Here is a 25947-nt window from a genome sequence, read left to right as displayed (position 1 = left end):
TTTCTTCCTCGTTCAATCGTTGGCGGGTGCCAACACACCGAGCAGACCCGTCAATCGAACTGAACGGGGGAATCGGTGAGTTCTGTCCTGCAAAGAGTCACGACCGCATCCACAGCGATGCTGGTCGCCGGCTTGGCGACCCTGGGAGCGGGGACGCCGGCACGGGCCGCACCGGGCGACGCGAACGCGCGGGGTGTCGTCGTCGACCTGTCCGCGGAAGTGCTCGGCATCGCCGTGATCAGCGCCGACGCCACCATCGGCTCAGCCACCGCACCGGCGGCCGGCGGAACTGACACCGAGACGCTGCTGGCCATCGCGATTCCCGGTGCGCTCGGCGTGACCGCCGGCGGCACCGTCGAGGAGGTCACCGCCACCCGGGCGGCGGCCTCGTCCTCGGCGTCGTCAAGCGTGAACGGCCTGAGCTTGGCAGTCTTCGGCGTCGACGTGCTCGACGCGGCCGAGGTCACCGCCACGGCGACCTGCCCGCAGGTCGGCGCGACCAGCGCGGACACCACGCTCGTGGGCTTGGAGCTGTTCGGCTCGGCGGTGACGCTGACGGCCAACGCCCCCGCCGTGGTGGGCAGCGCAGCCGTGGTCGTACCGGGTCTGGTGGGCGCGAGCCTGAACGCCTCATTGACCCGGGTCGAGACGACAACCGCCACCGGTGCCACCGCGATCGCCGTGCGGGCAGTGCTCACCCTGTCGGGCACCATCCTCGGCGTGCCGACGACCATTCCGGTCGGGACCGTGATCGTGGCCGAGGCCGCCTGCGAGCGTCCGCCGGCTGCGCCCACCGCCGCCACGATCACGCCGGACGAAGGCCCGCAGTCGGGCGGCCAGACGGTGACCATCACCGGTACGGGCTTCATTCCAGGCGGCACCACCGTCACGTTCGACGGTGTGCCGGCGACCGGTGTCACTGTGGCGCCCGCGGGCACCTCGTTGACGGCGGTCACGCCGCCCGGCGCGATCGGCCCGGCGTCCGTCGTGGTCAGAACGGTGAACGGCGCCGCGCCGCCGCTGGGCTACACCTACCTGGCCGACGGTAGCGCGGCCGTGATCACCGACCTCACGCCGACCTCCGGGCCGACCGTCGGCGGTACGACGGTGACGATCACCGGCACCGGCTTCACCGGCGTGGCGGGCGTGGACTTCGACGGGCTGCCCGGCACCGGGTTCACCGTCAACCCGGCCGGCACCACGATCACCGTGGTCACCCCGCCGAATCCCGCAGGTCCGGCGGAGGTCGAACTCGTCTTCCCGGCCGGGCGGGTGACAGCGCCGAGCTTCACCTACATCGCGCCGACGATCACCTCGATCGTGCCGGACTCCGGCCCGAACACCGGTGGTACGACGGTGACGATCACCGGGACCGGCCTCACCGGGGCGACCGGAGTGACCTTTGGCGACACCCCGGGGACCAACCTCGTGGTGGACCCGAGCGGCACCTCCTTGACTGTGGTGACTCCGCCTGGGCCGGTCGGTCCGGTGGACGTGACAGTGCTGATCCCGGGCGCCAACGTGACCGCGCCGGACGGGTTCACCTATGTGGCGGCGGCTCCGATCGCCGCGTCGATCACACCGGACGAGGGCCCGCAGTCGGGCGGTCAGACGGTGACGGTCACCGGCGCTGGCTTCATCCCCGGTGGCACGACCGTCACCTTCGACGGGGCGCCCGCCACTGACGTCACGGTCAACGCGGACGGCACGTCGTTGACCGCTGTCACCCCGCCCGGGGCGATCGGCCCCGCTGCGGTGGTGGTGAGCACCGGGAGCGGTTCGGCGGCACCACTGGACTACACGTACCTTGCCGACGGCAGTGACGCCGACGTGACCGGCTTGACCCCGACGTCCGGGCCGACCTCCGGTGGCACCACTGTCACCATCACCGGGACCGGCCTCACCGGCGCGACCGGCGTGAACTTCGGCAACACGCCGGGAACGAACCTCGTCGTGGACCCGAGCGGCACCTCACTGACAGTGGTCACCCCGCCCGGCCTGCCTGGCCCGGTGGACGTGACGGTGCTCCTGCCCGGTGACGACGTCGTCGAGCCGGACGGGTTCACGTACCAGATCGCCCCGCCGGTCATCGACGAGCTGAACCCGGGTCAGGGGCCGGCCTCTGGCGGCACGACCGTGACCGTCGGTGGCTCCGGCTTCGTCCCAGGTCGGACCGTTGTCACCATCTGCGGCCAGACCATCGCGGCGAGCCTGGTCACCGTGGCACCGGACGGGCGTTCGTTGACCTTCCGTACGCCGGCCTGCGTGGCCGGGAACACCACTGTGGTGGTGAGCGTCGACGGGCGCGCCTCCAACGCGCTGACCTTCCGCTACGTGCCGCGGATCCTGCCGGTTACGGGTGACACCGTTGCCGCGCCGCTGAGCGTCGGCGCGTTGCTGGCGCTCCTCGGCATCGTTCTGGTGCTGCTAACCCGGCGCCGGCAGCGTGCCGGTCGCATCGGCTGACCAGCAGTCCCGGCCAGGGCCCAACCCGGGCCCTGGCCGGGGCGAACAACGCGGCGGGCACTCGTTCAGCCCGCCGGGAACACAGCAACCATCGGCCCACCTCGGCGCTCACCCATAGCCGACGTGGACGATCAGCTTGCCCTCCCTGGGGGTGGCCCCCACGTAGACAGACGCCGGGCCGAACAGGGTCCAGGTCAGCCGGTGAAGGGCTCGGGTCCGAGGCGGCCCCAGGCCACGAACGCGGCCATCACGAGGTAGATCAGATTCAGCACGATGAACCTCGCCTCGCCGTAGCGCAGGTGGGTGATCATCGCGCCGACCATCAGCAGGATCCAGCAGATGGCGGTGACCGTCACCAGCACCGGTGCGATGTCCAGCACCGCGGGCAGGACGAGACCGACCGCGGCCAGGAGCTCAAGGATGCCGAGGGCCTTGACGAAGCCCACGCTGGCGTCGCCGGTCCACCCGCCGCCGTTGGCCGCGGCCAACTTCTGCTTGGGTACGAATGTCTTGGTGATGCCGCCGGCCAGGGCGAGTGCGGCCAGCAGTCCGGCCGTGATCCACAGTGCCAGGTTCATGCGTTTCCCTCCGTATCGGGTCGCACAGGAGACACCACCGGCCGGTTCGCTGTGACAGCTCGTCGAGTGACGGAGAGCACGGGCGTCCGGCGTCACAGACGGCGGGTGGCCGGTGTCTGGTGGGCGACGCGGTCGAGTTCGACGAGACTGGAGGACGCATGGATGCCGGGGGCGGAATCATGGGAGCGGACAACCGGGGGGACCGGGCCGTCGACGCGTTCGTCACCCACCGGAACCTGCTCTTCACCGTCGCGTACGAGATGCTCGGCTCGGCCGCCGACGCGGAGGACGTACTCCAGGAGACCTGGCTGCGGTGGGCGGACGCGGATCTTCCGTCGGTGCGGGACCAGCGCGCCTACCTGGTCCGGATCACCACCCGACTGTCGCTCAACCGGCTGCGTGCGGTCGGCCGGCGCAGGGAGTCCTACGTCGGCTCCTGGTTACCCGAGCCGCTGTTGACCGCACCGGACGTCGCCGACGACGTCGAACTCGCCGAGAGTGTCTCGATGGCGATGCTGCTGGTGCTGGAGACGCTGGCGCCGACCGAGCGGGCGGTGTTCGTCCTCCGTGAGGTCTTCGACCTTGGATACGACGAGATCGCCGAGGCGGTCGGCAAGAGTTCGGCGGCGGTCCGTCAGATCGCCCACCGTGCGCGGGCGCACGTCGCCGCGCGCCGACCGCGCGGAATGGTCTCCTCGGCGGACACCCGGCGGGCGTTGGACGCGTTCCGGCGGGCGGTCGAGACCGGCGACGTGCAGGGCCTGCTCGACGTCCTCGCGCCGGATGTGGTGCTCCTCGGCGACGGCGGCGGGATCAAGCAGGCCGTGCTGCGGCCTGTCGCCGGAGCCGACAAGGTGGCCCGCCTGCTGTGCAGCACACACGCCAGGGTCGCCACCATGTCGCTGCACCCTGCCCAGGTCAACGGTCACCCGGCGTTGGTTCTGCGGCTCGACGGCGCGGTCGACACGGTCCTCGCGCTGCGTATCGACGACGGTTTCATCAGCGGTGTCTACGCTGTGCGCAACCCCGAGAAGTTGTCGCACATGCGGCGTGAGACCACCCTGCGGCGGTGACTGCGGGCTAGTACGGGGGCGTGGGCGTCTCCGGTGACCGGTGGCGGGAGCGTCGGGCGTCCGCCGCGGCGACGCCGAGCAGCACCACGGCGGCGACCGCGCCCGCGGTGAGCGGCTGGAGGTGCAGTGCTACCGGGATCAGCAGGCCGAAGGCCACCAGGCCGGCCAGCCGGGACCGGGACACCCGACCGAAGACCTGGTATTCGAGCGCCGATCGTCCGGCGAGGAAGAGCACCGGGCCGCCGAAGATGGCGATGAGCCAGGTCGCCGGGAGGTGCCCGAGCGGCTCGGCGATGAACAGTTCGAAGCCGACGCCGGTGAGCACGATCCCCGCGATCATGACCATGTGGGCGAACGCCATGTCGGTGGCGAGTCGGGCCGGGTTACGGGAACGGTCGACGGCGGTGCCCAGCATCCCTCCCGCCACGTGGAAGTAGATCCGCCAGAGCAGGACGGTGCTCGCCAGCGCCAGGACGAACCCACCCGTCTGGTCGGTGTGGAACTCGCTGCCGCTGAAGGCGAGACCGATGACGAAGATCGCCTCGCCGAGAGCGATGAGGAGGAACTGTTGGTACCGCTCGGCCAGGTGCTCGGCCGCGATCATCTGGACGCCGAGCCGTTGCGCGCCGAGTCGGGGGGTCGGCCAGCCGAGGAGCAGCCCGGTGTAGTCGGTCAGCACGGCGAGGGTCCAGAGTGCCCCGCGAACCGTGCCGTCGTTTACCAGCCCGCCGATGACCCAGAGCGGTGCGCTCAGGCCGAACCAGAACAGGACCCGGATCGACTGTTGGGGGTCCGGCCGGCCGTGCCCGGCGACGTGGAAGAACACCACGCGGCCGATCTGGAGGGTCACCAGCGTGATGGCGAAGAGTGCGGCGCGTGCGCCGAAGCCGTTGGGCACGGCGACGGCCATCGTCATGGCGCCGACCAACGTCATGATGATGACGGTCTGGACGATCGGGGCGTCCGGGTCCAGCCAACTCGTCGACCAGACCGTCAGCGACCAGACCGCCCACAGCGCCAGGAACAGCAGCAGAGCCTGGCCGAGACCCGCGTACGCGCCGCGTTGGCCGTCGGTGAAGTCGGCGATCAGCCGCGCGGAGATCCGGGTGAGGGCGAAGACGAAGACCAGGTCGAGGAAGAGCTCCAGAAAGGTGGCCCGCTGGCGGGTGGCTTCGCTGCGCAACAGTCCGTCGGGGGTGTTCCTCATCGGCTCGCCACGCGCCGGTTCCGCCGAACGATCACGGGCCCTCCCGTCGCGGTGATCTCCATGCCTAACGAGCCAGCGTGCGGCTGTGGCACGTGGAGCGAAGGGGCCGGCGACAGACAACAGTCACCAATCCGTCACCCGACCGCTACGGCAGGTGTACGCCTCTACGCTCGTGGACGTGCCCGGACCTGCCGAGAAGGCCACTGAACAGGACCGGCGTGACCTCATCGTCACTGTCGCGCGAGAGTTGGCCGAGACGAAGGGCTGGGCGGGTGTGACCACCCGACGGCTCGCCGAACGAACCGAGATCGACATGGGTGACATCTATCGGCACTTCGCCGATCTGGAGGCGCTGATCGCCGCGGTCGCGGTGTGCGCCTTCGCCGATCTGGCCGCCGACCTCGCCGAGGCGCACGCGGAGACCGCCGGGAGCCCGGAGGGGGTCTGGCCGGCGGTCGCGACCGCGTACCTCGACTTCGCGTACACGAATCCTGAGGTCTATGACGCGATGCTCGCGCTGACCCCCGACCTGGCCCTCGGCGTGGATGGCGTGCCGGCCGCGCCGCGGGCGGTCTTCGCCGAGCTGCGGGCGGCCCTGACCCCGCTGGCCGAGGGGCGGGACCCGGACACCCTCGCCGAGGTGGGTTGGAGCCTGCTGCACGGCGTGGTGATGCTCACCCGCGGTGGCCGGCTGCGACCCGAGGGGCAGGAGGACCGCGAGGCGTTGATCGCGCAACGGTTGCTGCGGTGGCCCTGACCAGCCACCGCCGAACTCCCCGGATCCTGGTCAGTTGATGGGCTGGCGGTCGGCCGGGCCCTTGTCGGTGAACCGGAACGTGGTGTTCAGCTTGGCGTTGCCCAACTCCTTGAGGACGAGGCCGTTGCCGGGGAGGTGCTGGAGGACACGGGTCTCGCTGCCGATCGTGTACGTGCCGTCGCCCTTGGCGATGATGGTGAACCGCTGGATCGGGTCGTCCTGGTCGCAGACGACGGCCCCGATTGTCAGTTCGGGCTCGATGTCCAGGCCGTTCACCTGCCAGCAGGACGGGTCGTCGTTGGCGGGGTGGCCGTCCTTCGTGCCGAACGCCCTGATCACGTACCGGTCGCCGCCGATCGGTGTCGGCACGAACAGGATGCGACCGCCGGCGTCGCCGCCCTCCTCAAGCCGCCCGCTGATCTCCAACGGCTTCCCCGAACCCTGCACCCGGGTGATGGTGACCTCGCGCGTGCCGGACAGCAGTGGGTCGCTCGCCGCTGCCGATGGCGTGGTCGGCGCCGCTGCCGTCGGCGCGCCTGTCAGGGCGCCCGACGGAGTCGGCGTGCCCGCCGCCTTGTCCGCACCGCCCTGGCACGCCACCAGCACACTGGCGCAGGCCAGCATCGCCGCGCCGGTGACCCACTTCATGGTGGCCATGCCGCACTCCTCAACAGCCGTCCCGAACCTGGGCGGAAATCATCATGGATGTCGCCTCCGCATGACGACGGCCGCGCCGGAACGGTTCACGAAAATCCGGAAGATCTCACGTCGATCTCCCGCCTATCCTGTCTCTCGGTCTTGGCGGCGGTGGCACGGGGAGGGCATGGCATGACGGTCGGCGTGGCGGCGCGACGACAGGCGCAGGTGCTGATCTTCGATGCGGACGACACGTTGTGGGAGAACAACGTCGTCTTCGAGCGGGTGATCGACGACTTCCTGGGCTGGCTGGACCACCCGACCCTGGACCGGGCCGCGTTGCGGTCCGTCCTCGACGACATCGAACGGGCCAACGCGGTGGCGCACGGGTACGGCAGCAAGGTCTTCCTGCGCAGCCTGGCGGAGTGCCTGGAGCGGCTGCGCGAGCGGCCGGCCACCGACTCCGAACGTCAGGAGATCGACCGGCTGGCGGTGGCCCTCGTCGAGCACCAGGTGGAGCTGATGCCCGGGGTGGCCGACGCGCTCGACGAGCTGGCCGGTCGACACGAGTTGCTGCTGCTCACCAAGGGCGATCGGGAGGAGCAGCAGCGCAAGCTGGACGCCTGCGGTCTGCTGCACCACTTCGGCGCCGCGCACATCGTCGCCGAGAAGAACGTCGACACGTACCGGTGGCTCATTCGGGAGCACGGCTTCGCGCCGGACGACGCGTGGATGATCGGCAACTCCCCGAAGTCCGACATCCTGCCGGCGCGGGCCGCCGGGTTGAACGCGGTGTTCATTCCGAACGCGAACACCTGGGTGCTGGAGGATGACGAGCTGGACCCGACCGACGGCGGGGTGCTGCGGCTCGCCGCGTTCCGGGACCTGCTGCGCCACTTCTGACCGTACCGAAGCCAAACAGCGTCGGCGATCATGGTCGCGTTACGCCAACCTGCCCGATTTTCATCGTGGGATCAGTCCTGCCGCCGGTCGTCCGACGCGGCTTGTCCGGCCGGTCGGGGCGCGCCTAACCTGGTTCGGCGCTCACGGCCCTCCGGGGTGTGTCGGGAGCGCGTCGGCGTTCGGCGGGTGAGCACCGTGGAGCTGAGTGCGAAGTGGCTGGCTCACCCCGTTCTGGCGTGTGGCGTCGTGCCACGCCCGCGCGGCGGGGTGCCGGAGCTGTCCGCTTCCCTGCCGGACGGCCGAGGGTCAGGGCCGGGTAGTTGCGGACCCGGTCCTGACCCGGCCCGCGAATCGTTCGACAGCTCCGAGCGGGGCAGACCGCGCGCCGGTTCGACTGTCAGGATGGCGGCATGAAGCGCAGATCTCTCCTACTCGGCGCGGCGGCGGGCCTGGTCGCCCCGGCCGTGCTCACCCCGCCCGCGCCCGCACTCGCGGCGGTGGGGCCGAGCGTCGGCACGGCCCCGGCGCCGCGACCCCTGCCGAGGTGGCAGCCCCAGAACCGGGCCAGCGCATTGACAACGCTGCCGGCGGAGACGAAGCAGGTGATCATCGTCGGCGCCAGCAGCTACACCACCACCTACGCCACGCTGGAGGCGTTCGTGCGGGTGCGGAGCACCTGGCAGCCGGCCTCGGCGTCGTTGCCCGCCCGGATCGGCTCGAAGGGCTTCAGCGACAACCACGTGGAGGGTGTGCCGACCACGCCGACCGGCGTCTACTCGATCGGCCCCACCATGTACGGCATCGACGCCAACCCGGGCGTGCGCTTCCCCTACCACCGGCTGGTCAGCGGTGACTGGTGGAACGAGAACCCGTCGTCGGCGTTCTACAACACCTTCCAGCACAGTGCGACAAACCCGGGCGGGGCCAGCGAGGCACTGTGGAAGGAGGTCCCCGCGTACACGCACTTCGCGGTGATCACCTACAACATGCCGCCGAACGTGCCGAAGCCGGTGCCGAACGCGGGCAGCGGGATCTTCCTGCACCAGTTCAGCACCAGCGCCGGCAACGCCACCGCTGGTTGTGTCTCCCTCGCCCACGATCACCTTGTCGACGTGCTCAACTGGCTGGACCCGGCGCTGTCACCACGCATCGTGCTCAGCCCGTACGCCCAGCTCAGCCGATACTGAGAGCCGCCGCGGCTCAGCCGTCCTCGCGCCGGACGATCGCCACCGCCACCCGGCAGAACTCGTCCATGTCCGGGTTGAACCCGGCAGCGATGTCGGGATGCAACCCGGAGCGGGTCTCCTCCAACAGCCGCTGGCAGACCTGCTCGACCGGTTCGCCGGCGTAGCCGGAGCGGACCCGCTCGGTGGCCGCCTGAAGCGCCGAGGTCAGCTGCTCCTCCAGCGGGCCGCGCAGCTTCTGCTGCACAGGATCGAGCCCGCGGGGGTCGAGCGTGACATGTGGCTCCGACATCGGTGCTCCCTTCGTCGGCGTCCGCGATACCCCACCGCGGACGTCGGTCAAACCCCGGTCGGTGCGGCGGCGACCCGCACCTGGTACGAGAACTCCTCCGCCGGCTCCTCGTGGTACGACAGCCGACGGATCTGCCGGTCGTCGTCGTAGAGGGCGACGTCCACCAGCACGCCGAGGTGGGCGAGGCCGATGCTCGACACCCGCTTCTTGTCCTGCAACACCGCGCAGACGCCGCCGAGCAGGGTGCTGGCGTCGGACGTACGGTGCCCGGGCGGGCAGCGCAACACCAGGTCCACCTCGATCGGCCCGGGCAACGGCGTCCAGCCGGTGCGTTGGGCCGCGGCGAGGGCGGCCTGGAGCAGGGTGCGGACCCTCGTCGCCTGCCGGTGCCCGGCGGCGAAGATGGACAACGCTTCGGTCTTGACCGGTGGCAGGCCGCTCACCTCGAACGTCAGGGCGAGAGCGCGGGTGTCCTGCACGACGGCACCTCCTCGTTGGGACGATCCTGCCGAACCGGGGGAGCGGCGGTGGGACGTTCCCGCGATTACCAACCGATCGGGCAGGCATGGGTCGGCCGGAGGCGTGTCGACGGCGGCGGCGAACGCGCCGGCTACGGCGCTAGGAAAACGCTAGCCGACGACGCCCGCGCTCGGTAGTCGGTCGTTCACCCGGTAGGGCGTGGTGCGAAGGCGCAGAACTCGTTGCCCTCGGGGTCGGCCAGCACCCACCACCAGTGCGTCTCGTCGAGAGGCTCCCGCAGCAGGGTCGCGCCCGCAGCGATCAGCGCCATCGGCTCCGGGTCGACCAGGTCGACGTCCCAGTGCAGCCGATTCTTGACCGTCTTGGGCTCGGGCACCCCGACGAACACCCAGTAGTCCCAGGGGAACCCGGACGCGCCAACCACACCCGCGTGGGTCCCCTCGTGCTCGACGGTGCCGCCGACCACCCCGGCCCACCAGGTCGCCTGCGCAACCGGGTCGGTCGAGTCGACGACCAACTCGAACGGGCCCGGCAGGGCACCGTCGCGAGCCGGGAACGCGCAGAACTCGTTGCCCTCCGGGTCGCTCAACACCCACCAGCTCGCCTCACCGCCTGGGTCGCGTACCAGTTGGGCGCCGTCCGCGAGCAGCGCCGCCGGGTCCGCGTCGGCCAACCGCAGATCCAGGTGTACGCGGGTCTTGCCGACCCGAGGCTCGGGCACCTTGTTCACCCAGATCGACTCGGCGTTGGAGCGCGCGGAGCGCGGGTCCACCCGGGTGTCGTCGTCACCGGCATCGGCCACGTCACCGTCGAGCATGCGGGCCCAGAAGCCGCCGAGTGCGAGCGGGTCGTTGGCGTCCAGACAGAGATCCTTGAAGCGCGCGATCATGCTTCCAGCATGACTGGTGGGAGCGGATGTGTCCGGGCAGACGGTGCTGGGTTGACGCCCTCCTGGATAGGATCTTTGACGTTATATAACGCCGCACGTATTATCCACGCATGCATGAATCTACCTTTCTCATCCTCACCGCTCTGGCCGCCCAGCCGTTGCACGGCTACGGGGTAGTGCAGGCGGTGGAAGATTTGTCGGCGGGCGACGTGAAGCTGCGGCCGGGCACCCTCTACGGCGCACTCGACCGTTTGGTCGAGCAACGCCTGATCGAGGTTGACCGGGAGGAGGCCGTCGACGGGCGACTTCGTCGCTACTACCGGCTCAACGAGGCGGGAGCAGCGGCCCTGCAAGCCCAGGCCGAGCGACTGCGTCGGCATGCGACGGCGGCCGATGACCAGCTGAGCAAGCGCCTCGGTGGTGCCCTGGGCTTCGGGGCGGTGTCCGCATGACCGCCGCCACGTGGTCGGCCGGCGACCGCAGTCTCGAACGCCACTACCGCAAGCTGCTGCTTGCGTACCCGGGCCGGCATCGGCGCCGGTACGGCACCGAGATGATCACCACGCTCCTTGAGATGGCAGCACCCGGGCAGCGCCGCCCTCGGCCCGGGGAAGCCCTGCACCTGCTCGCCAGCGGCCTGCGCCAGCGGCTCCGGCTCCCCACCCGCCGGCCGCTCGCGGTGATCGCGGCGGTCCTCCTCGCCCTGACGATGGGCGCGTTCGGTGGGGCCGTCGGGTCGTGGACAGGTTCCCAGACGTTCGCGGACCTGCCCGACGACGCCACGACCGCCAGCCTGGCCCAGCGGGCCAGCGGTGCCGCCAACGATTCCGTCCAGCTGCGCGTCGCGTCACCATGGCAGGAGGAGTCGATCTCGACGACTTCCGAAGTCGATGCCAACTGGGACGCTGAGCAGGCCCGGCAGCGTTTCTCAGCTGATGGCTGGTCAGTCTCCGACGTCACGCCACTCGGCGGCCAAGCGTTCGCGTTCAACCCTGACACCAAATCCTTCGTCGACCTCCCGATGCGCAACTCGACGTTCAGCGCCAGGTCGAACGGGCTGACACTCCAGGTGCGGAGCTACGTCAGCGCCGAGCACGGCTCTGTCCACCTCGACGGCTGGGTGCAGAGCACGTCCTTGTTCCTACCTCTGATCGTGGCGGGCATCCTGATCGGACTTGTCGTGGGGTGGCTGATCGCAGCGGCCCTCGCGTACCGGATCGTGGAGGCGTCGGCCGAACGGCGGCGCGCCTCCGCCGGGCTCTGGGCCGTAGCGCTGATCGCGCTCGCTCTGCCGGCAGTAGCCCTGTACGGCAACGTGCTGCGGGCATTCAGAGATCACGGCGACGTCGGCCCGGTCTTCACCGTGCACAGCGCGTTCAACCCCGGCCGCTATTACCCGGTCGGGCCAACTTGGCAGGTTCTCGCCCTGACCATCGCCGGGGTCATGCTCGCGGGTGCCGCGATTCTGCTCGCCCGCCCCGGCGCCCAGCAGGGAACGCAGACAGCGGTGATAGCGAGCTGAAACTCCGCCGCTGTTGTCCGACTCCCGGGCCCGTAGGGCGTGATCGAGCCCGGGAATGCGAGTAGAAGGCCCTCGGGTGGGGGCCTTCTACTCGGTTTTGGTCAGTGCTGTTTGGCGTACTCGACGAAGGTCTTCCAGGCCGTCGGGTCGACGTGCAGGGTGCCGCCGTCGCGGTCCTTGGTGTCACGCACCAGCACCACGCTCGGCAGGTTGTCGGCGACCTCGACGCAGGATCCGCCGTTGCCGCCGGACCGGGTCGACTTGCGCCACTGTGGGGTCAGCATGCCCATGACTTCGCCACTTCCTTGATCAGCTCGGTTGACTGCCGGCGGGGGAGCGCCTCGTTCCGCACGATCTCCCACGTCTTCGCCAGCTTAGCGACGTCGGCCGAGGCATCGACGAACTGCGCGGTGAGCTGGTTGTCGGCGTGAGCCACCCGCTCGCCGTCCGGCATCTCGGCGATGATGAACTGACCGGCCAGCCCGAGGTACATCCCAGCATCCACCGGCACGATGTGCACCTGGATATGCTCCGCCGTCGCCAACTGGGCCAGGTGCTCGCACTGCTCGACCATGAGGCCCGGCTGGTCGAGCACCGGCCGGCGCAGCACCGCCTCGTCCAGCACGGCGATGAGCTGCGGCGGGCGCGGGCGGTGCAGGATCGCCTGGCGCTCCAACCGGGAGGCGACGATCCGGTCCACATCCTCGGCGTCGAACCGGCCACCGGCCAGCGTCGCGCGGGCGTACCGCTCGGTCTGGAGCAGGCCCGGCACGTACGCCAACTCGAACCAGCGCAGCGTGGTCGCCTCCCGCTCGAACTCGATCCACTCGCGCAGCCAGGCCGGCTCGGCGTCGAGCCGGGCCAACCCGTCCAGCATGCGCAGGAAACGTCCGCCGGTCCGGTGCTGGGTGTCGACCGCCCTCATGTACTCCTTCGTGGGCGGTCGCCCACCGGTCTCCACGGAGCTGACGTGTGAACCCGAATAACCGATGCCCCTGCCGAAGTCGTCCTGACTGAGCCCGAGCCCCGTCCGGAACAGGCGCAACTCCTCCAGCACGTAGTCGGTGACGGTCCCCATCGAATCCCCAACCTTCGCTCAGTCTGGCTCGGCGTGTCCCTCATGGGTGCTCACCTGGACCGCTGAGCTGCACAGATGGCGCGAGCACGTATCGACGGTAGTCGGCTCATCACCACACTGTCACCAGTGGCGGGTCCGCTGGTGGCCGGAATGGCGGCGGTGGGCCCTGCCCCCGGGGTCGCTCCCGTCTCCCCCTTGCGGGAGCGGCCCCTTCCCCGTCCCCGAGGAGGTCGATGTGCTCACCCCGACAGCCCAGCAGCCCTCGGCGCGGTGGCGGTGATGGTGGTGGTCCGGCCGCCCGTCCCGCACGTCGCAATGCGCCCGCTGTGGCGGTGCCGGAACTGTGGCACCGAGTGGCCCTGCCAACCGGCCAAGCTCGCCCTGCTGACGGAGTACCGGACCAGCCGGACCGCACTGCTGATCTACCTCGGCACTCTGATGCACGAGGCGACGATCCAGCTCACCCAGCTCCATCCGGATCATCCACCGACCAGGATGACCGAGCGCTTCCTCTCCTGGGCGAGGGCCCGGGGCTGACGTTGCTCGGCCCGCCGTAGCTCATCCCGGGAAGTGGATCAGCGGCACCCCGTCGGTGTGTCCGGGTCCCTCGCCGGTGAGCACCGCGGCCAGGCGCAACCTGCCCTGCCAGTGAGAAGGTGGCGAGTGCCCGGGCGTCGTGAGACGCCCGGGCAACCGATCGTTAGATCCGGGCGAGGATCTTGTTCATGGTGGCGATCTCGGCCTGCTGGTCGTCGATGATCTGCTGGGCGAGGGCCTTGGCGTCGGCGTTGGCGCCGTTTGTGGTCTCGTCCTTGGCCATGGTGATAGCGCCCTGGTGGTGGGCGATCATCATGGTGAGGAACTGCTTGTCGAACTCGGTGCCGGTGGCGGCGGCGAGTTTGGCCATGTCGGCGTCGGTCATCATGCCGGGCATGCTGTGGTCCATGCCGGGCATGGCGCTGGGGCTCGTGCCGTGGTGCATGCCGGTGTTGCTGGCCGTCGGTGTGGGCGTGCCCCAGGCGGCCAGCCACCGGGTCATGGTGTCGATCTCTGGCCCTTGGGCGGCCTTGATCTGGGCGGCGAGTTGCTTGACCTCGGGGCCGGTGGCGCGGGTGGCTGCGAGGTCGGCCATCTGCACGGCCTGCTGGTGGTGCGGGATCATCATCTGGGCGAACATGACGTCAGCCGGGTTGCCGGCCCCAGGGCTGGTGTTCTGGCCGCTGGTGGCGGTCGGGCTGGCCATGGTGGAGCTGTGCCCGCCCGCGGCGGAGCTGTGGTCGCCGGCGCCGCATCCGGTGAGGTTGACGGCGGCGGTGAAGCTGAGCGCGGCCATGACGGCGCGGCGCAGGTGAGTGCGAGTCATCGCGGGTTGTGCCTTTCGGTGTCAAGGAAAACTACGTGCATGGGACAGGCGCGCGACGCAGCCGACGGAGGTGCCCGCCGGGCAGCGCGGGTGCCCCTATGTGCGCAGCACCGACACCGAGGCCAGGTGTAGTCCGAGCCTGCGCGCGGGCGGTGCCCGGCAACTTGTGGCACAGCAGGCAGAGCGGATGCGGGTATGGGCGCGGCTGGTGTGCGTGAACAGCAGGAGACCGAGGACAACCGCGAGGCTGAGAGCGGTGACCACGGCCAGGCACACCTGCCAGCCGGGCATGTGCCCGTTGCCGTGGCCGGCCGGTGTAACCGTTTGCTGGTCGCAGGTGTCGCTGGTGCATCCGTCTTGAGCGGCGGGCGGGGCCAGTACGGCGGTGGTGGGGCTGCTGTGCCCGCTGTCGGATCGCATCGACAAAGGGTCGTGGCCGAGGCTGTGCATGGCGGCCAGCCCGATGAGGGTGCAGGCCAGCAGCACGAACCGGACCAGGTGTCCGGTTCGTGCTGCTGGCTGGGTCATGCGCTCCACGCTAGTGTGCCGCCGTCGGCTCATCCCGGCCGATCCCGCGATCGCCGCTCCTCACTCGCTCGCGGGGCGCAGGTGCACGCGGCGCAGGAGTTGGGCGTTGAGGGCGACCACGATGGTGGAAGCGGACATCAGCACGGCCCCGATCGCGGGGCTGAGGGTCACCCCGGCCCAGGCGAGGACGCCGGCGGCCAACGGCAGGGCGATCACGTTGTAACCGGCGGCCCAGGCCAGGTTCTGGATCATCTTTCGGTAGGAGGCGCGGGACAGGCGGATCACCCCTGCGACTGCGCGCGGGTCGGAGGAGGCGAGGACCACCCCGGCGGACTCGATGGCGACGTCGGTGCCGGCGCCGATCGCGATCCCGACGTCGGCGCGGGCCAGCGCGGGGGCGTCGTTGACGCCGTCGCCGACCATCGCCACTCGTAGTCCGCGTTTCTGTAGTTCGGCCACGGCGTCGTCCTTGTCCGCTGGCAGCACCTCGGCGAACACCTCATCCTCGCCCGGGCGAAAGCCCAGGTCCGCGGCGACCGCCTCGGCGACCGAGCGGGCGTCACCGGTGATCATGGCGATCTTGCGGATGCCCTGCTGGCGTAGTTCGGCGATGGCTTGCCGCGCTTCGGGACGGACCTGGTCTTCGAGGGCGAGGGCGCCGATCACCCTGGCCTGGTCGTCGTCGAGGCGCAGCAGGTGCAGCACCGCGGCTCCCCGGCCCGACCACTCGTCGTGCTGGCGGCGCAGGTCATCCGGCGCTGCGGCCCGCAGTTCGCGCAGCAGCGCGGGCCCGCCGACGGCGTAGCTGACGCCGTCGACCTCGGCGCGTACCCCGCGCCCGGTCAGTGACCGGAACCCCGTCGCGGTGCGCCGGGCCCCCTGCTGGGCGGCGGCAGTGACGATGGCCCGGGCGAGGGGATGCTCGCTGTCGGCTTCCACCGCCGCCGCGATCGCCAGGACGTCGGCGTCGCTGCTTCCGGTGGCGGCGGTGACGCCGGTGACGACGTGCTTCCCGCGGGTCAGGGTGCCGGTCTTGTCGAACAACACCGCGTCGACCGTGCGCATCCGTTCCAGGGCGAGGCGGTCCTTGATCAGGATGCCGCCCTTGGCGGCGACGGCGGTGGACAGAGCGATCACCAGAGGGATGGCCAGGCCGAGCGCATGCGGGCAGGCGATCACCAGCACCGTCACCGTGCGCACGACCGCCTCGTCGAGGTTGCCGAACACCGTCCAGACAAGCAGCGTCACCACGGCCGTGGCGCTGGCGATGTAGAACAGCCAGGCGGCGAACCGGTCGGCCAGCACCTGCGCCCGGCCACTGGACTGCTGCGCCTGGGCGACCAGGCGCTGGATCCCGGCCAGGGCGGTGTCCTCACCGACGGCCTCGACCCGGACCCGGATCGCCGCGTCGGTGGCCACCGTGCCGGCCACCACCCGATCCCCCGCCTCGCGCGGCACCGGACGAGACTCACCGGTAATCATCGACTCGTCAAGCTCCGCCCGGCCGTCGGAGATCCGCCCGTCGGCCGGCACCCGGCCGCCTGGGCGCACGAGCACCACGTCGCCGACGTCCAGGTCACTGACGCGCACCTGCTCGGGCTGACCGTCGCCACCGAGACGTTCGGTGTCGTCGGGCAGCAGCGCCGCCAAAGCGGACAGCGCGCCCTGGGCTTGGCCGATGGCCTTCATCTCCTGCCAGTGCCCGAGCAGCATGATCGTGACCAGGGCGGCCAGCTCCCACCAGAAGTCCAGGTCGAACGCGCCCAACGCCGTCGCCAGGGAGGCGACGTAGGCGACGGTGATCGCCATCGCGATCAGCAGCATCATCCCCGGCGCCCGGTCGCGGACCTCCCGCACTGCGCCCTGTAGGAACGGCCACCCGCCGTAGGCGAACACCACCGTGCCCAGCACCGGACCCACCCACCCGATGCCCGGGAAGTCCAACTGATAGCCGAACCAGTCCATCACCATGTGACTGGTCACCACGATCGGCACCGTCAACGCCAGACTCAGCCAAAACTTGCGCCGAAACGCCTCTGGGTCGTGCCCGGCGTGCTTGTCATGCCCGGCGTGCGCGTCGTGCTTCCCTGCGGGGGCGTCACGCCCGCCGGGTTCCTTCGAGCGACCGGGGTGGTCACCGTGTCCGTTCATCCGGTCTGTCGCCTGGGTGGAAGTGTTCATCTTGTGGTGCTGGTGGTCGTGCGACATCGTGATCGCCTCCTCGCCCTCAACATACCCCCGGGGGGTATCGGCGTCTAGGGTCGCCGATGTCTTGCACGTCACCTGAGCGGGCCTGTGCGGCGCGGCGCGGCGAGTCGGGGTGCCACCGGCAATGCTCGTGCCTATCGGCCTGATCCCCGCCCGGCCGAGGTTGACCGACTTCGCGTAGGTCTCGAACCTCGACACAGCGGTGTTCGCATGGGCGCCTTCCAGACTTGGCGAGGAGTCGGTGCGCTGCCGCTACCCGCCCGCGCGCCGATCATGCTCACACCGCCCGTCGGTTACTGCCGAACCCTCCGCTGCCAGCGCGAACACGCGCGGTCGGGGCGCACGGCACCGAGGGTCGATCGCTGTGTGCACTCTCGGTGTGACAGCCAGGTTTCGCGACTTCGCGGGTGGGGCAGAGTAGCCGCTACAGAGCATCCGGGCCGGAGTTTCCGCAGCTTGCCGACTCGGAATCGGCTCGCCGTGCGCCGGGGCACGGATGCCCTCCCCGGTCTTTCGCCGAGGAGAGGGGGAGGGCGATGACGGACCCCGAAACGGCTCGACACCGACGCCGGCCAGTTGTTCGGCTGGGCGCGGCGGCTGCCGCGCTGGCACTCGTGGCGCCGCTGGCCGCGTGTGGCGCGGACGACGCTGGTGGCCCACCGACGATCAACCTGTACTACCCGCCAGAGCAGAACCTGCAGAAGGTCGTCGACGACTGCAACGCGCAGGCCCAGGGACGGTACGAGATCGCCTACCGGGTGCTGCCCCGGCAGGCCGACGACCAGCGGGTGCAGATGGTGCGCCGGCTGGCCGCCGAGGACAACGGGATGGATCTGCTCGGGCTGGACGTCACCTGGACCCAGGAGTTCGCCAGCGCCGACTGGATCCGCGAGTGGACCGGCCAGGACAAGGCCGAGGTCGAGCAGGGCACCCTCGCCGGGCCGTTGGACACCGCCCGGTACGAGGACAAGTTGTACGCGGCGCCGAAGAACACCAACGTCCAGTTGCTCTGGTACCGCAAGGACCTGGTGCCGCAGCCGCCGACCACCTGGGACCAGATGATCAGCGCGGCCCAGCAGCTCAAGGACCAGGGCAAGCCGTACCAGGTGCTCACCATGGGCGCGCAGTACGAGGGTCTTGTCGTCCTCTACAACACCCTGGCCGAAAGCGCCGGCGGGAAGATCCTCAACGACGACGGTACGAAGGCCGTGATGGACGAGGGCACCGTCCGGGCGTTGGAGCAGCTGAAGAAGTTCGCCACGTCGGGCGTGACCTCGCCGTCGTTCAGCAACGCCACCGAGGACCCGGTTCGGCTGGAGTTCCAGTCCGGCGCGGGCGCGTTCCAGGTGAACTGGCCGTTCGTCTACCCGGCTCTCCAGGAGGCGAACCCGGAACTGGCCAAGCAGGTCGGCTGGGCTCGGATCCCGGGCATCGACGAGGGCACCCCCAGCAAGGTCACCATCGGTGGGGTCAACCTGGCGGTCAGCTCCTACTCCAAGCACCCGGAGCAGTCCTTCGAGGCGGCCCGGTGCATCCGCAGCGCCGAGCACCAGAAGTTCTCCGCCATCAACGACGGTGTGCCGCCGACCATCGAGGCGGTCTTCGACGACCCGGAGATGACCGAGGCGTACCCGATGAAGGACACCATCCTTGAAGAGCTGAAGGAGCCGGCGACGCGTCCGCTGACCCCCGCCTACCAGAGCATCTCCACAGTGATGTCGGCGATCCTGTCGCCGCCGTCCGGGATCCGCCCGCAGCAGACCGCCGACGAGCTGCGCGGCGCCATCGCCGACGCCCTCCAGTCCAAGGGGGTCCTGCCGTGAGTATCAACGCCACGCCGACCGGCGCCGATGTCGCCGCCGACGAGACCAGCGAAGCCACCGGCCAGCGCGCCACAGTGCCCACCCAGCGTGGTGGCCGTCGCAAGCCCCCGTTGAGCGAGAACAAGAAGGCCGAACGCCGGCTCGGTCTGTTACTCTGCGCGCCGGCCGCGCTGGTCATGATCGCGGTGACCGCGTACCCGATCATCTACTCGGTCTGGCTGTCGTTGCAGCGCTTCGACCTGCGCTTTCCCGACCAGCGTGAGTTCATCGGGCTGGAGAACTACGTCACCGTGCTCACCAACGAGTTCTGGTGGACCGCGTTCGGGGTGACCATGCTGATCACGGTGGTCACCGTCGCCGTCGAGCTGGTGCTCGGCATGGGCCTGGCGATCATCATGCACCGCACCATCATCGGGCGCGGCCTGGTCCGGACCTCGGCGCTCATCCCGTACGGGATCGTCACGGTGGTCGCCGCGTTCTCCTGGCGGTACGCCTGGACGCCCGGCACCGGTTACCTGGCCGATTTGTTCAGCGACGGCGCGCCGCTCACCGAACGGGCCAGCTCCCTGGCGATCATCATGCTGGCGGAGATCTGGAAGACCACCCCGTTCATGGCGCTGCTGCTGATGGCCGGCCTGGCGCTGGTCCCGGAGGACCTGCTCAAGGCGGCCTCCACCGACGGCGCAACCGCCTGGCAGAAGTTCACCAAGGTGATGCTGCCGGTGATGAAGCCGGCGATCCTTGTCGCGTTGCTGTTCCGCACCCTGGACGCGTTCCGGGTCTTCGACAACATTTTCGTGTTGACCGCCGGAGGCAACGAGACGTCGTCGGTGTCGATGCTCGCCTACAACAACCTGATCCGGGGCCTCAACCTCGGCATCGGTTCGACGATGTCGGTGCTGATCTTCATCACCGTGGCGATCATCGCCTTCGTCTTCGTGAAGCTGTTCGGCACCGCTGCTCCGGGCAGCGACGACGGAGAGAGGCGCTGACATGGCTGTCGAAACCACTACCAGGGCAAAGCTGCGCTGGGGTCTGCTCGACGTCCTCGTGGTCGTCTTCGCGCTGGTCCCGGTGCTGTGGATCGCGTCGCTGTCGTTCAAGACGCCGGCCACCCTCACCGACGGGAACTTCATCCCCCGAGAGTGGACGCTGGACAACTACCGGACCATCTTCGACACCGACCAGTTCGTCCGGGCACTGGTCAACTCGATCGGCATCGCACTGATCGCCACGCTGGTCGCTGTGGTGCTCGGCGCGATGGCCGCGTACGCGATCAGCCGGCTGGACTTCCCCGGTAAGAAGCTGCTGGTCGGCGTCTCCCTGCTGATCGCGATGTTCCCGCAGGTGTCACTGGTGTCGCCGCTGTTCGAGATCGAACGTCAGCTCAAGATCTTCGACACCTGGCTCGGGCTGATCCTGCCGTACATCACCTTCGCGCTGCCGCTGGCGATCTACACGCTGTCGGCGTTCTTCAAGCAGATCCCGTGGGATCTGGAGAAGGCCGCGAAGATGGACGGCGCCACCCAGGGGCAGGCGTTCCGCCGGGTGATCGCGCCACTGGCCGCGCCCGGCCTGTTCACCACGGCGATCCTGGTCTTCATCTTCTGCTGGAACGACTTCCTGTTCGCGATCTCGCTGACCTCGACCGAGCGGTCCCGCACGGTGCCGGCCGCGTTGTCGTTCTTCACCGGCGCGTCGCAGTTCGAGGATCCCACCGGGGCGATCTGCGCCGCCGCCGTGGTGATCACCGTTCCGATCATCCTGTTCGTTCTCTTCTTCCAGCGTCGCATCGTGTCCGGTCTGACCTCCGGCGCGGTCAAGGGATAGGTGGGTAGTCATGGCTGACATCGTGCTGGACAAGGTGAGCAAGAGCTTCCCGGACGGGACCGTCGCCGTGCAGGACGTCGACCTGGAGATCGCCGACGGCGAGTTCGTGATCCTGGTCGGGCCCTCGGGCTGCGGCAAGTCCACCACCCTCAACATGATCGCCGGGCTGGAGGACATCAGCTCCGGTGAGCTGCGCATCGCCGGGCAGCGGGTCAACGACAAGGCCCCCCGGGACCGGGACATCGCCATGGTGTTCCAGTCGTACGCGCTGTACCCGAACATGACAGTGCGGGAGAACATGGCGTTCCCGCTGCGGCTGGCGAAGCTCGACAAGGAGACCATCGACCGCAAGGTCGACGAGGCGGCGAAGGTGCTGGAGCTGACCTCGCTGCTGGACCGCAAGCCGGCCAACCTCTCCGGTGGCCAGCGTCAGCGGGTGGCGATGGGCCGGGCGATCGTCCGCCAGCCGAAGGCGTTCCTGATGGACGAGCCGTTGTCCAACCTCGACGCCAAGCTGCGGGTGCAGATGCGCACAGTGGTGTCCCGCCTGCAGAAGCAGCTCGGCACCACCACCGTCTACGTCACCCACGACCAGACCGAGGCGATGACCCTCGGCGACCGCGTGGTGATCATGCGCGGGGGCGCGGTGCAGCAGGTCGGGCCGCCACAGGAGCTGTACGACCACCCGAAGAACCTCTTCGTGGCCGGCTTCATCGGCTCCCCGTCGATGAACTTCCTGCACGCCGCCGTGCAGGACGGCGAGCTGCACACCGCCCTGGGCAAAGTGCCGATCGGTGACCGGGTCCGCCGGGAGTTGGAGGCGGCCGACGCGCCCCGCGAGCTGATCCTCGGCATCCGGCCCGAGCACTTCGAGGACGCCGAACTGGTCGACGACGACACCCGTCGGCGGGGCATGGAGTTCGAGGCGCCGGTGGACATCGTCGAGTCGATGGGCTCGGACAAGTACGTCTACTTCACCGTCGAGGGTGAGAAGGCCAGCGCCGCCGAGTTGGAGGAGCTGGCCGCCGACGCGGGCGCCGCCGATTTCGCCGGTGCCGGCGGCAACCTGGTGACCCGGTTGTCCGCCGAGTCCCCGGTCGCCGAGGGGCAGACGCGACGGGTCTGGTTCAACCTGGAGAAGATCCACCTGTTCGACCCGGCCAACGGCCGCAACCTGACCCTGCACGAGGGTCGAGCGGCCGGCGCGCTCGCCGACTGACGCCCAGCACGCGCCGATCTTGCACTTTCGGTTGTCGATACAGGTGGAATGCCGCTTGTGTCGGGACAGTAAGTGCAAGATCGGCGGGGCGGGGCGGGGCGGGGCGGGGCGGGGCACGGGGTGGCGTGTTCTGCGGGGTTTGGGTGGGCGTGGCAGGGTGGTTGCAGGTCGCGTCGTGAAGCGGGGGACGGGATGAACCGACGATTGGCCGCGCTGGCCAACGCGCACGGTGTTTCCACCTGGTACGAGGATTGGCGGCACCGCCGCGTCGCTGTCGCACCGGAGACCGTGGTGGGTGTGCTGGGGCTGCTCGGCGTGGACGCCACCAGCCCGTCGGCGATCGCTGACGCGCTCGCCGCCGCCCGTGCGGTCGACCGGAGCGCCCTGCCGGAGACGATAGTGCTCACCCACGGTCGCGGCCGTGCGCTGCCCGGCCCGGGTGTGGTGACCCTGGAGGACGGTGGCCGTCGCGCTGTCGACGGTGAGCTGCCGGCGGACCTGCCGTTGGGTTGGCACCGGCTGGCCTGCGCCGACCGCGAGGTGACACTGGTGGTGGTGCCGCGCCGGCTGCCGGTGCCGCCGTCGAGCTGGGGGTGGATGCTCCAGCTCTACGCGCTCACCTCGGAGCGTTCCTGGGGCATGGGTGACCTCGGTGACCTCGCCGACTTCACCGGGTGGGCCGGTGCCACCGGGGCGGGGCTGGTGCTGCTCAACCCGCTGCACGCGGTCGGGCCGGCGCACCCGGTGGCCACCTCGCCGTACTCGCCGGCCAGTCGACGCTTCGTCAATCCGCTCTACCTGCGGGTCGGTGACACCGCCGCGTACCGGGCGGCGGACCCGGCGACCCGGGCGGTGGTCGACGCGTTGCGTCCGGACCGGGGGCCTCTGATCGACTACGACGAGGTGTGGGCCGCCAAGCGGCGCGCCCTGGAGTTGCTGCACGCGTACGCCCAGCCGGTGGACCTTGCCGCGGACCCGGCGCTGACCAGCTTCGCCACCTGGTGTGCGCTCGCCGAGCGGCACGGCAACGACTGGCGGGCCTGGCCGGCGGAACTGCACCACCCGGACGCCCCGGCGGTCGCCGAGCAGCGTCGGCGCCTCGCCGACCGGGTCACCTTCCACGCCTGGCTGCAACATCTCTGCGACGAGCAGCTCGACGCCGTCACTGCGGCGGCCCGCTCGGCGGGGATGCCGGTCGGTGTCGTGCACGACCTGGCTGTCGGCATCGACCCGGGCGGCGCGGACGGGTGGCAGCTCGCCGACGTGCTGGCCCAGGGCGTGCGGGTCGGCGCGCCACCGGACGACTTCAACCAGCTCGGCCAGGACTGGGGGCTCGCCGCGTGGCGCCCGGACCGGCTCGCCGCCACCGGTTACGCCGCGTACCGGGACATGCTGCGCCGCGTCCTGCGGCACGCGGGTGGCCTGCGGGTTGACCACGTCGCCGGCCTGTGGCGACTGTGGTGGGTGCCGCCGGGCGGCGGTGCGGCCGAGGGCACCTACGTGCGCTACGACGGCGAGGCGATGCTGGGCATCCTCGCGTTGGAGGCGCACCGGGCCGGCGCGGTGGTGGTCGGTGAGGATCTCGGCACGGTCCAACCGGCGGTGACCCGAGGGTTGCGGGGGCGCAACATGCTCGGCTCGACAGTGCTGTGGTTCGCACGCGACGAGGCCGGTGATTTCGTCCCACCGGCCCGGTGGCCGCGCAACGCCCTCGCCACCATCTCCACCCACGACCTGCCGACCGCGCCGGGCTTCCTGACCGGTGAGCACGTGCGGGTGCGCGACGAGCTGAAGCTGCTCGGCACCGACGTGGCTGTGGAACGGGCCCGCGCCGCCGCCGATCGGGACCGGCTGCTCACGATGTTGGCCGCCGAGAACCTGCTGCCCGAGCCGACGCCGGGCTCCGGGTCGGCTGAACCGGCGACGGCGCCGGGCTCCGGGTCGGCTGAACCGGCGACGACGCCCGACGACGGTGAGGTGGTGGTGGCGATGCACGCCGCGCTGGCGGCCAGCCCGACCCGGCTGCTCGGCGTCTCCCTGTACGACGTGCTGGGCGAGGTGCGCCAACCCAACATGCCGGGCACTGTGGACGAGTATCCGAACTGGCGACTGCCGCTGCCGGCCAGCGTGGCGCAGATCCGCGCGGATTCCCGGGTGGCCCGGATCGTCGACCTGCTCAGCGCCGCCCGCCCACGACCGGCCGACCCGGCACCGCCGAAGCAGTGACGCCGCCGGGTCAGGTCAGCCAGTCGAAGCGGGCCGGCAGCCCGAGGAAGTCGGCGTAACGCCCGAGCGCCTGCTCCACCTGGGCCCGCGCGGCGACGTCGAGCGTCGTGAGCGGCTGGATCGTCACGGTGACCGCGGTGCGGCCGACCTTGCGCTTCCACACGCCCACCACACGACCGGCGCGGACCACCGTGGCCTGGAAGATGCCGTTGTTGCCCGGCACCACGGCCGCCTGGTGGGCGGGGTCGAGCATCAACGTGCGGTCCCGGAAACCGAGCAGATACTCGTCGAAGCCGGGCAGCGCGAACACGTCGTCCGGCGTGGTGCGTGGCACGTCGGCCAGGCTTGCGTCGACGTACATCGGAGTGCCGTCGACGCGTACCGTGCTCAGCGCGTCGCCAGCGGCGACCAGGCCGCGCCGTGCGTCGGTCAGCGTGAGGCCGCTCCACCCGGCGAACTCGCGGTCGGTGACCGGCCCGTGCCCGCGTACGTAGCGGTGGGCGAGCAGGGCCAGCGCCTCGTCCCGCTCCAGCCGGTGGGACGTGGGCGCCCACTCGTCGAGCAGGGCGAAGGTCTGGTCGGTGCCGACGTTCGGCGCCACGCAGGTCACGCCGCGAACGCTCGCATACCACAGCAGGTGGTAGCCACGTTGCCCGTCGGTGCCCAGGCCGGCCTCCCGCAGGGTGGCAAGGCACTGCGCGCGGGTGAGTCGACCGCCGCCGGCCAGTGCGGCGCCGAGCACCTCCACCGCCCGGTCCGCGTCGGCCTCGGTGAGGCCGAGCTGCGCCCGCCGGGTCGCCACGCCGGCCAGGGATCGTACGCCGGTCAGCTCCAGCATCCAGCGGGCGTCGGCGGACGGGACGAGGTGCACGGTGCCCCGCATCGGCCAGGTGCGCAGCGCCTCACGCCGCTCCAACGCGGCCTGCACGTCGGCCATGCCGCGACCGGGTAGCCGGGCGCCCAGCGACCACAGCCCGCTGGCCAGATCCTGTGCCTGCATCGCGCCGAACCACTCGACCACCTCGGCGACGGTGCCGGGCCGGACGCTCGGGTGTGGGCGCAGCAGCAGGCTGGTCATCCGCAGCGCCAGCGCGTCGGCCGCGCTGAGGTCGACAGGCATCGGGCGCTCCTTTTCCTGGCCGGGCGGCCAGCCTAGGGCCGACCACCGACACTCCTGCTGGTGGGAGGCGTAACGGCGGTCCTCGGGGGAATGCGGCTCGCCGGAAGTGCGCGCGCCGCGCGTACGGAAGGGAATCTCATGACTGCCGCAAGCGAGCCGGCGCGGGGCGCCGGCGTAACGGCCGGGTCCCGCGGCCATCGGGGGGACGCGCGCGCGAAGACGAGCGCCGCGGCGACCTTCGCTCTGGTGTTCGGAGTGGCCGGCCTGTTCAGCGTGTTGACGGCGATCCTCGCCTGGCTGGGGTTGGTGCTCGGCATCATCGGGATCATCCTCGGCATCGTCGGGCTCAAGATGGCGCGCCGACCCGGGGTCACCGGTCGTGGCGTGTCGATCGGCGGCCTCGTGCTCAGCATCCTGGCCGTGCTGATCGGGCTCGGTCTGGCCGCGGGCATCACCACGTTCGTCAACAACGAGAACGCGGTGGACCGCCTGCAGACCCAGGTCGACAAGCTGCGCGACAAGCTCGACTGAGCCGCGCGTGCCGGTCTGGGCCGGCCTGCCACCC

26 protein-coding genes are annotated in these 25947 nt (G+C 70.4%); 14 read left to right on the top strand and 12 right to left on the bottom strand.

Annotated elements, in window-relative coordinates:
* Nucleotides 1-117 precede the first annotated feature (117 nt).
* Entirely contained in the window at nucleotides 118-2466 is a 2349-nt protein-coding gene (locus AB0K35_RS26555) for an IPT/TIG domain-containing protein (RefSeq protein ID WP_363888498.1), read from the top strand.
* A gap of 194 nt (nucleotides 2467-2660) precedes the next feature.
* Here AB0K35_RS26555 and AB0K35_RS26550 read toward each other — a convergent pair whose 3' ends face one another.
* Nucleotides 2661-3044, bottom strand: coding sequence for a DoxX family protein (locus tag AB0K35_RS26550; RefSeq protein WP_238672596.1), 384 nt, complete (start codon nucleotides 3042-3044; stop codon nucleotides 2661-2663).
* A 179-nt stretch (nucleotides 3045-3223) separates the two neighbouring features.
* Here AB0K35_RS26550 and AB0K35_RS26545 point away from each other — a divergent pair, with 179 nt between their 5' ends.
* Nucleotides 3224-4117 carry an RNA polymerase sigma-70 factor gene (locus AB0K35_RS26545; RefSeq protein ID WP_357361486.1) on the top strand — a complete coding sequence of 298 codons (894 nt, stop codon included), beginning with the start codon at nucleotides 3224-3226 and terminating at the stop codon, nucleotides 4115-4117.
* A 7-nt stretch (nucleotides 4118-4124) separates the two neighbouring features.
* Here AB0K35_RS26545 and AB0K35_RS26540 read toward each other — a convergent pair whose 3' ends face one another.
* Entirely contained in the window at nucleotides 4125-5324 is a 1200-nt protein-coding gene (locus AB0K35_RS26540; protein WP_363888496.1) for a low temperature requirement protein A, read from the bottom strand.
* A gap of 178 nt (nucleotides 5325-5502) precedes the next feature.
* Between AB0K35_RS26540 and AB0K35_RS26535 the strand changes: the two genes are divergently transcribed.
* Nucleotides 5503-6081 carry a TetR/AcrR family transcriptional regulator gene (locus AB0K35_RS26535; RefSeq protein ID WP_363888493.1) on the top strand — a complete coding sequence of 193 codons (579 nt, stop codon included), beginning with the start codon at nucleotides 5503-5505 and terminating at the stop codon, nucleotides 6079-6081.
* A 30-nt stretch (nucleotides 6082-6111) separates the two neighbouring features.
* On the opposite strand, the gene AB0K35_RS26530 is transcribed toward AB0K35_RS26535, so the two are convergent.
* Nucleotides 6112-6738, bottom strand: coding sequence for a hypothetical protein (locus AB0K35_RS26530; protein ID WP_238672591.1), 627 nt, complete (start codon nucleotides 6736-6738; stop codon nucleotides 6112-6114).
* A gap of 171 nt (nucleotides 6739-6909) precedes the next feature.
* Between AB0K35_RS26530 and AB0K35_RS26525 the strand changes: the two genes are divergently transcribed.
* Nucleotides 6910-7620 (top strand): HAD family hydrolase, encoded by a 711-nt coding sequence (locus AB0K35_RS26525; RefSeq protein ID WP_363888490.1) that lies wholly within the window; start codon nucleotides 6910-6912, stop codon nucleotides 7618-7620.
* Nucleotides 7621-8030: 410 nt separating this feature from the next.
* A complete protein-coding gene (locus AB0K35_RS26520; protein WP_363888487.1) occupies nucleotides 8031-8807 on the top strand; it encodes a L,D-transpeptidase family protein in 777 nt (258 codons plus the stop codon).
* A gap of 13 nt (nucleotides 8808-8820) precedes the next feature.
* Here the strand turns inward: AB0K35_RS26520 and AB0K35_RS26515 are convergent, their stop codons facing one another.
* The 3 genes from AB0K35_RS26515 to AB0K35_RS26505 form a co-directional block, all read right to left on the bottom strand.
* Nucleotides 8821-9096 carry a hypothetical protein gene (locus tag AB0K35_RS26515; protein ID WP_238672586.1) on the bottom strand — a complete coding sequence of 92 codons (276 nt, stop codon included), beginning with the start codon at nucleotides 9094-9096 and terminating at the stop codon, nucleotides 8821-8823.
* A 47-nt stretch (nucleotides 9097-9143) separates the two neighbouring features.
* On the bottom strand, nucleotides 9144-9575 hold the full coding sequence (locus AB0K35_RS26510; RefSeq protein ID WP_238672585.1) for a hypothetical protein: 432 nt from the start codon (nucleotides 9573-9575) through the stop codon (nucleotides 9144-9146).
* 185 nt (nucleotides 9576-9760) lie between these two features.
* Nucleotides 9761-10465, bottom strand: a complete 705-nt coding sequence (locus tag AB0K35_RS26505; protein WP_363888484.1) for a VOC family protein — start codon at nucleotides 10463-10465, stop codon at nucleotides 9761-9763.
* A 110-nt stretch (nucleotides 10466-10575) separates the two neighbouring features.
* Here AB0K35_RS26505 and AB0K35_RS26500 point away from each other — a divergent pair, with 110 nt between their 5' ends.
* Nucleotides 10576-10917 (top strand): PadR family transcriptional regulator, encoded by a 342-nt coding sequence (locus tag AB0K35_RS26500; protein ID WP_238672583.1) that lies wholly within the window; start codon nucleotides 10576-10578, stop codon nucleotides 10915-10917.
* Complete coding sequence (locus AB0K35_RS26495) at nucleotides 10914-11987, top strand: hypothetical protein (RefSeq protein WP_238672581.1); 1074 nt, start codon at nucleotides 10914-10916, stop codon at nucleotides 11985-11987. The genes AB0K35_RS26500 and AB0K35_RS26495 overlap by 4 nt, the downstream gene beginning before the upstream one ends.
* Before the next feature lie 101 nt (nucleotides 11988-12088).
* On the opposite strand, the gene AB0K35_RS26490 is transcribed toward AB0K35_RS26495, so the two are convergent.
* Entirely contained in the window at nucleotides 12089-12271 is a 183-nt protein-coding gene (locus AB0K35_RS26490) for a DUF397 domain-containing protein (RefSeq protein WP_238672709.1), read from the bottom strand.
* Entirely contained in the window at nucleotides 12265-13065 is an 801-nt protein-coding gene (locus tag AB0K35_RS26485) for a helix-turn-helix transcriptional regulator (protein WP_363888481.1), read from the bottom strand. The genes AB0K35_RS26490 and AB0K35_RS26485 overlap by 7 nt, the downstream gene beginning before the upstream one ends.
* Before the next feature lie 279 nt (nucleotides 13066-13344).
* On the opposite strand from AB0K35_RS26485, the gene AB0K35_RS26480 reads away from it, so the two are divergent.
* On the top strand, nucleotides 13345-13602 hold the full coding sequence (locus AB0K35_RS26480) for a flavin reductase (RefSeq protein WP_238672708.1): 258 nt from the start codon (nucleotides 13345-13347) through the stop codon (nucleotides 13600-13602).
* A gap of 163 nt (nucleotides 13603-13765) precedes the next feature.
* Here the strand turns inward: AB0K35_RS26480 and AB0K35_RS26475 are convergent, their stop codons facing one another.
* From AB0K35_RS26475 to AB0K35_RS26465, 3 genes are all read right to left on the bottom strand, one after another.
* A complete protein-coding gene (locus tag AB0K35_RS26475; protein ID WP_238672578.1) occupies nucleotides 13766-14428 on the bottom strand; it encodes a DUF305 domain-containing protein in 663 nt (220 codons plus the stop codon).
* A gap of 96 nt (nucleotides 14429-14524) precedes the next feature.
* Nucleotides 14525-14956, bottom strand: coding sequence for a DUF6153 family protein (locus AB0K35_RS26470; protein ID WP_238672577.1), 432 nt, complete (start codon nucleotides 14954-14956; stop codon nucleotides 14525-14527).
* A 60-nt stretch (nucleotides 14957-15016) separates the two neighbouring features.
* Nucleotides 15017-17137: a heavy metal translocating P-type ATPase gene (locus tag AB0K35_RS26465; protein WP_238672576.1), complete on the bottom strand. Its 2121-nt coding sequence runs from the start codon at nucleotides 17135-17137 to the stop codon at nucleotides 15017-15019.
* Between the two features lie 563 nt (nucleotides 17138-17700).
* Here AB0K35_RS26465 and AB0K35_RS26460 point away from each other — a divergent pair.
* The 5 genes from AB0K35_RS26460 (at nucleotide 17701) to malQ (ending at nucleotide 24262) form a co-directional block, all read left to right on the top strand.
* On the top strand, nucleotides 17701-18987 hold the full coding sequence (locus AB0K35_RS26460) for an ABC transporter substrate-binding protein (protein ID WP_363888478.1): 1287 nt from the start codon (nucleotides 17701-17703) through the stop codon (nucleotides 18985-18987).
* Nucleotides 18984-19979 (top strand): sugar ABC transporter permease, encoded by a 996-nt coding sequence (locus tag AB0K35_RS26455; RefSeq protein WP_363888476.1) that lies wholly within the window; start codon nucleotides 18984-18986, stop codon nucleotides 19977-19979. Before AB0K35_RS26460 ends, AB0K35_RS26455 begins: the two co-directional genes overlap by 4 nt.
* A gap of 1 nt (nucleotide 19980) precedes the next feature.
* Nucleotides 19981-20817, top strand: coding sequence for a carbohydrate ABC transporter permease (locus tag AB0K35_RS26450; RefSeq protein ID WP_363888474.1), 837 nt, complete (start codon nucleotides 19981-19983; stop codon nucleotides 20815-20817).
* 10 nt (nucleotides 20818-20827) lie between these two features.
* A complete protein-coding gene (ugpC, locus tag AB0K35_RS26445; protein ID WP_238672574.1) occupies nucleotides 20828-22036 on the top strand; it encodes a sn-glycerol-3-phosphate ABC transporter ATP-binding protein UgpC in 1209 nt (402 codons plus the stop codon).
* Nucleotides 22037-22228: 192 nt separating this feature from the next.
* Nucleotides 22229-24262, top strand: coding sequence for a 4-alpha-glucanotransferase (gene malQ, locus AB0K35_RS26440; protein ID WP_363888471.1), 2034 nt, complete (start codon nucleotides 22229-22231; stop codon nucleotides 24260-24262).
* 10 nt (nucleotides 24263-24272) lie between these two features.
* Here malQ and AB0K35_RS26435 read toward each other — a convergent pair whose 3' ends face one another.
* Entirely contained in the window at nucleotides 24273-25382 is a 1110-nt protein-coding gene (locus AB0K35_RS26435; protein WP_363888468.1) for a winged helix DNA-binding domain-containing protein, read from the bottom strand.
* Between the two features lie 90 nt (nucleotides 25383-25472).
* Between AB0K35_RS26435 and AB0K35_RS26430 the strand changes: the two genes are divergently transcribed.
* Complete coding sequence (locus tag AB0K35_RS26430; RefSeq protein WP_274526699.1) at nucleotides 25473-25913, top strand: hypothetical protein; 441 nt, start codon at nucleotides 25473-25475, stop codon at nucleotides 25911-25913.
* The last annotated feature ends 34 nt before the right edge of the window (nucleotides 25914-25947 follow it).

The sequence above is a fragment of the Micromonospora sp. NPDC053740 genome, assembly GCF_040677775.1.
Classification (GTDB): domain Bacteria; phylum Actinomycetota; class Actinomycetes; order Mycobacteriales; family Micromonosporaceae; genus Micromonospora; species Micromonospora alfalfae.
This window is presented reverse-complemented; position numbering and strand designations above follow the sequence as displayed.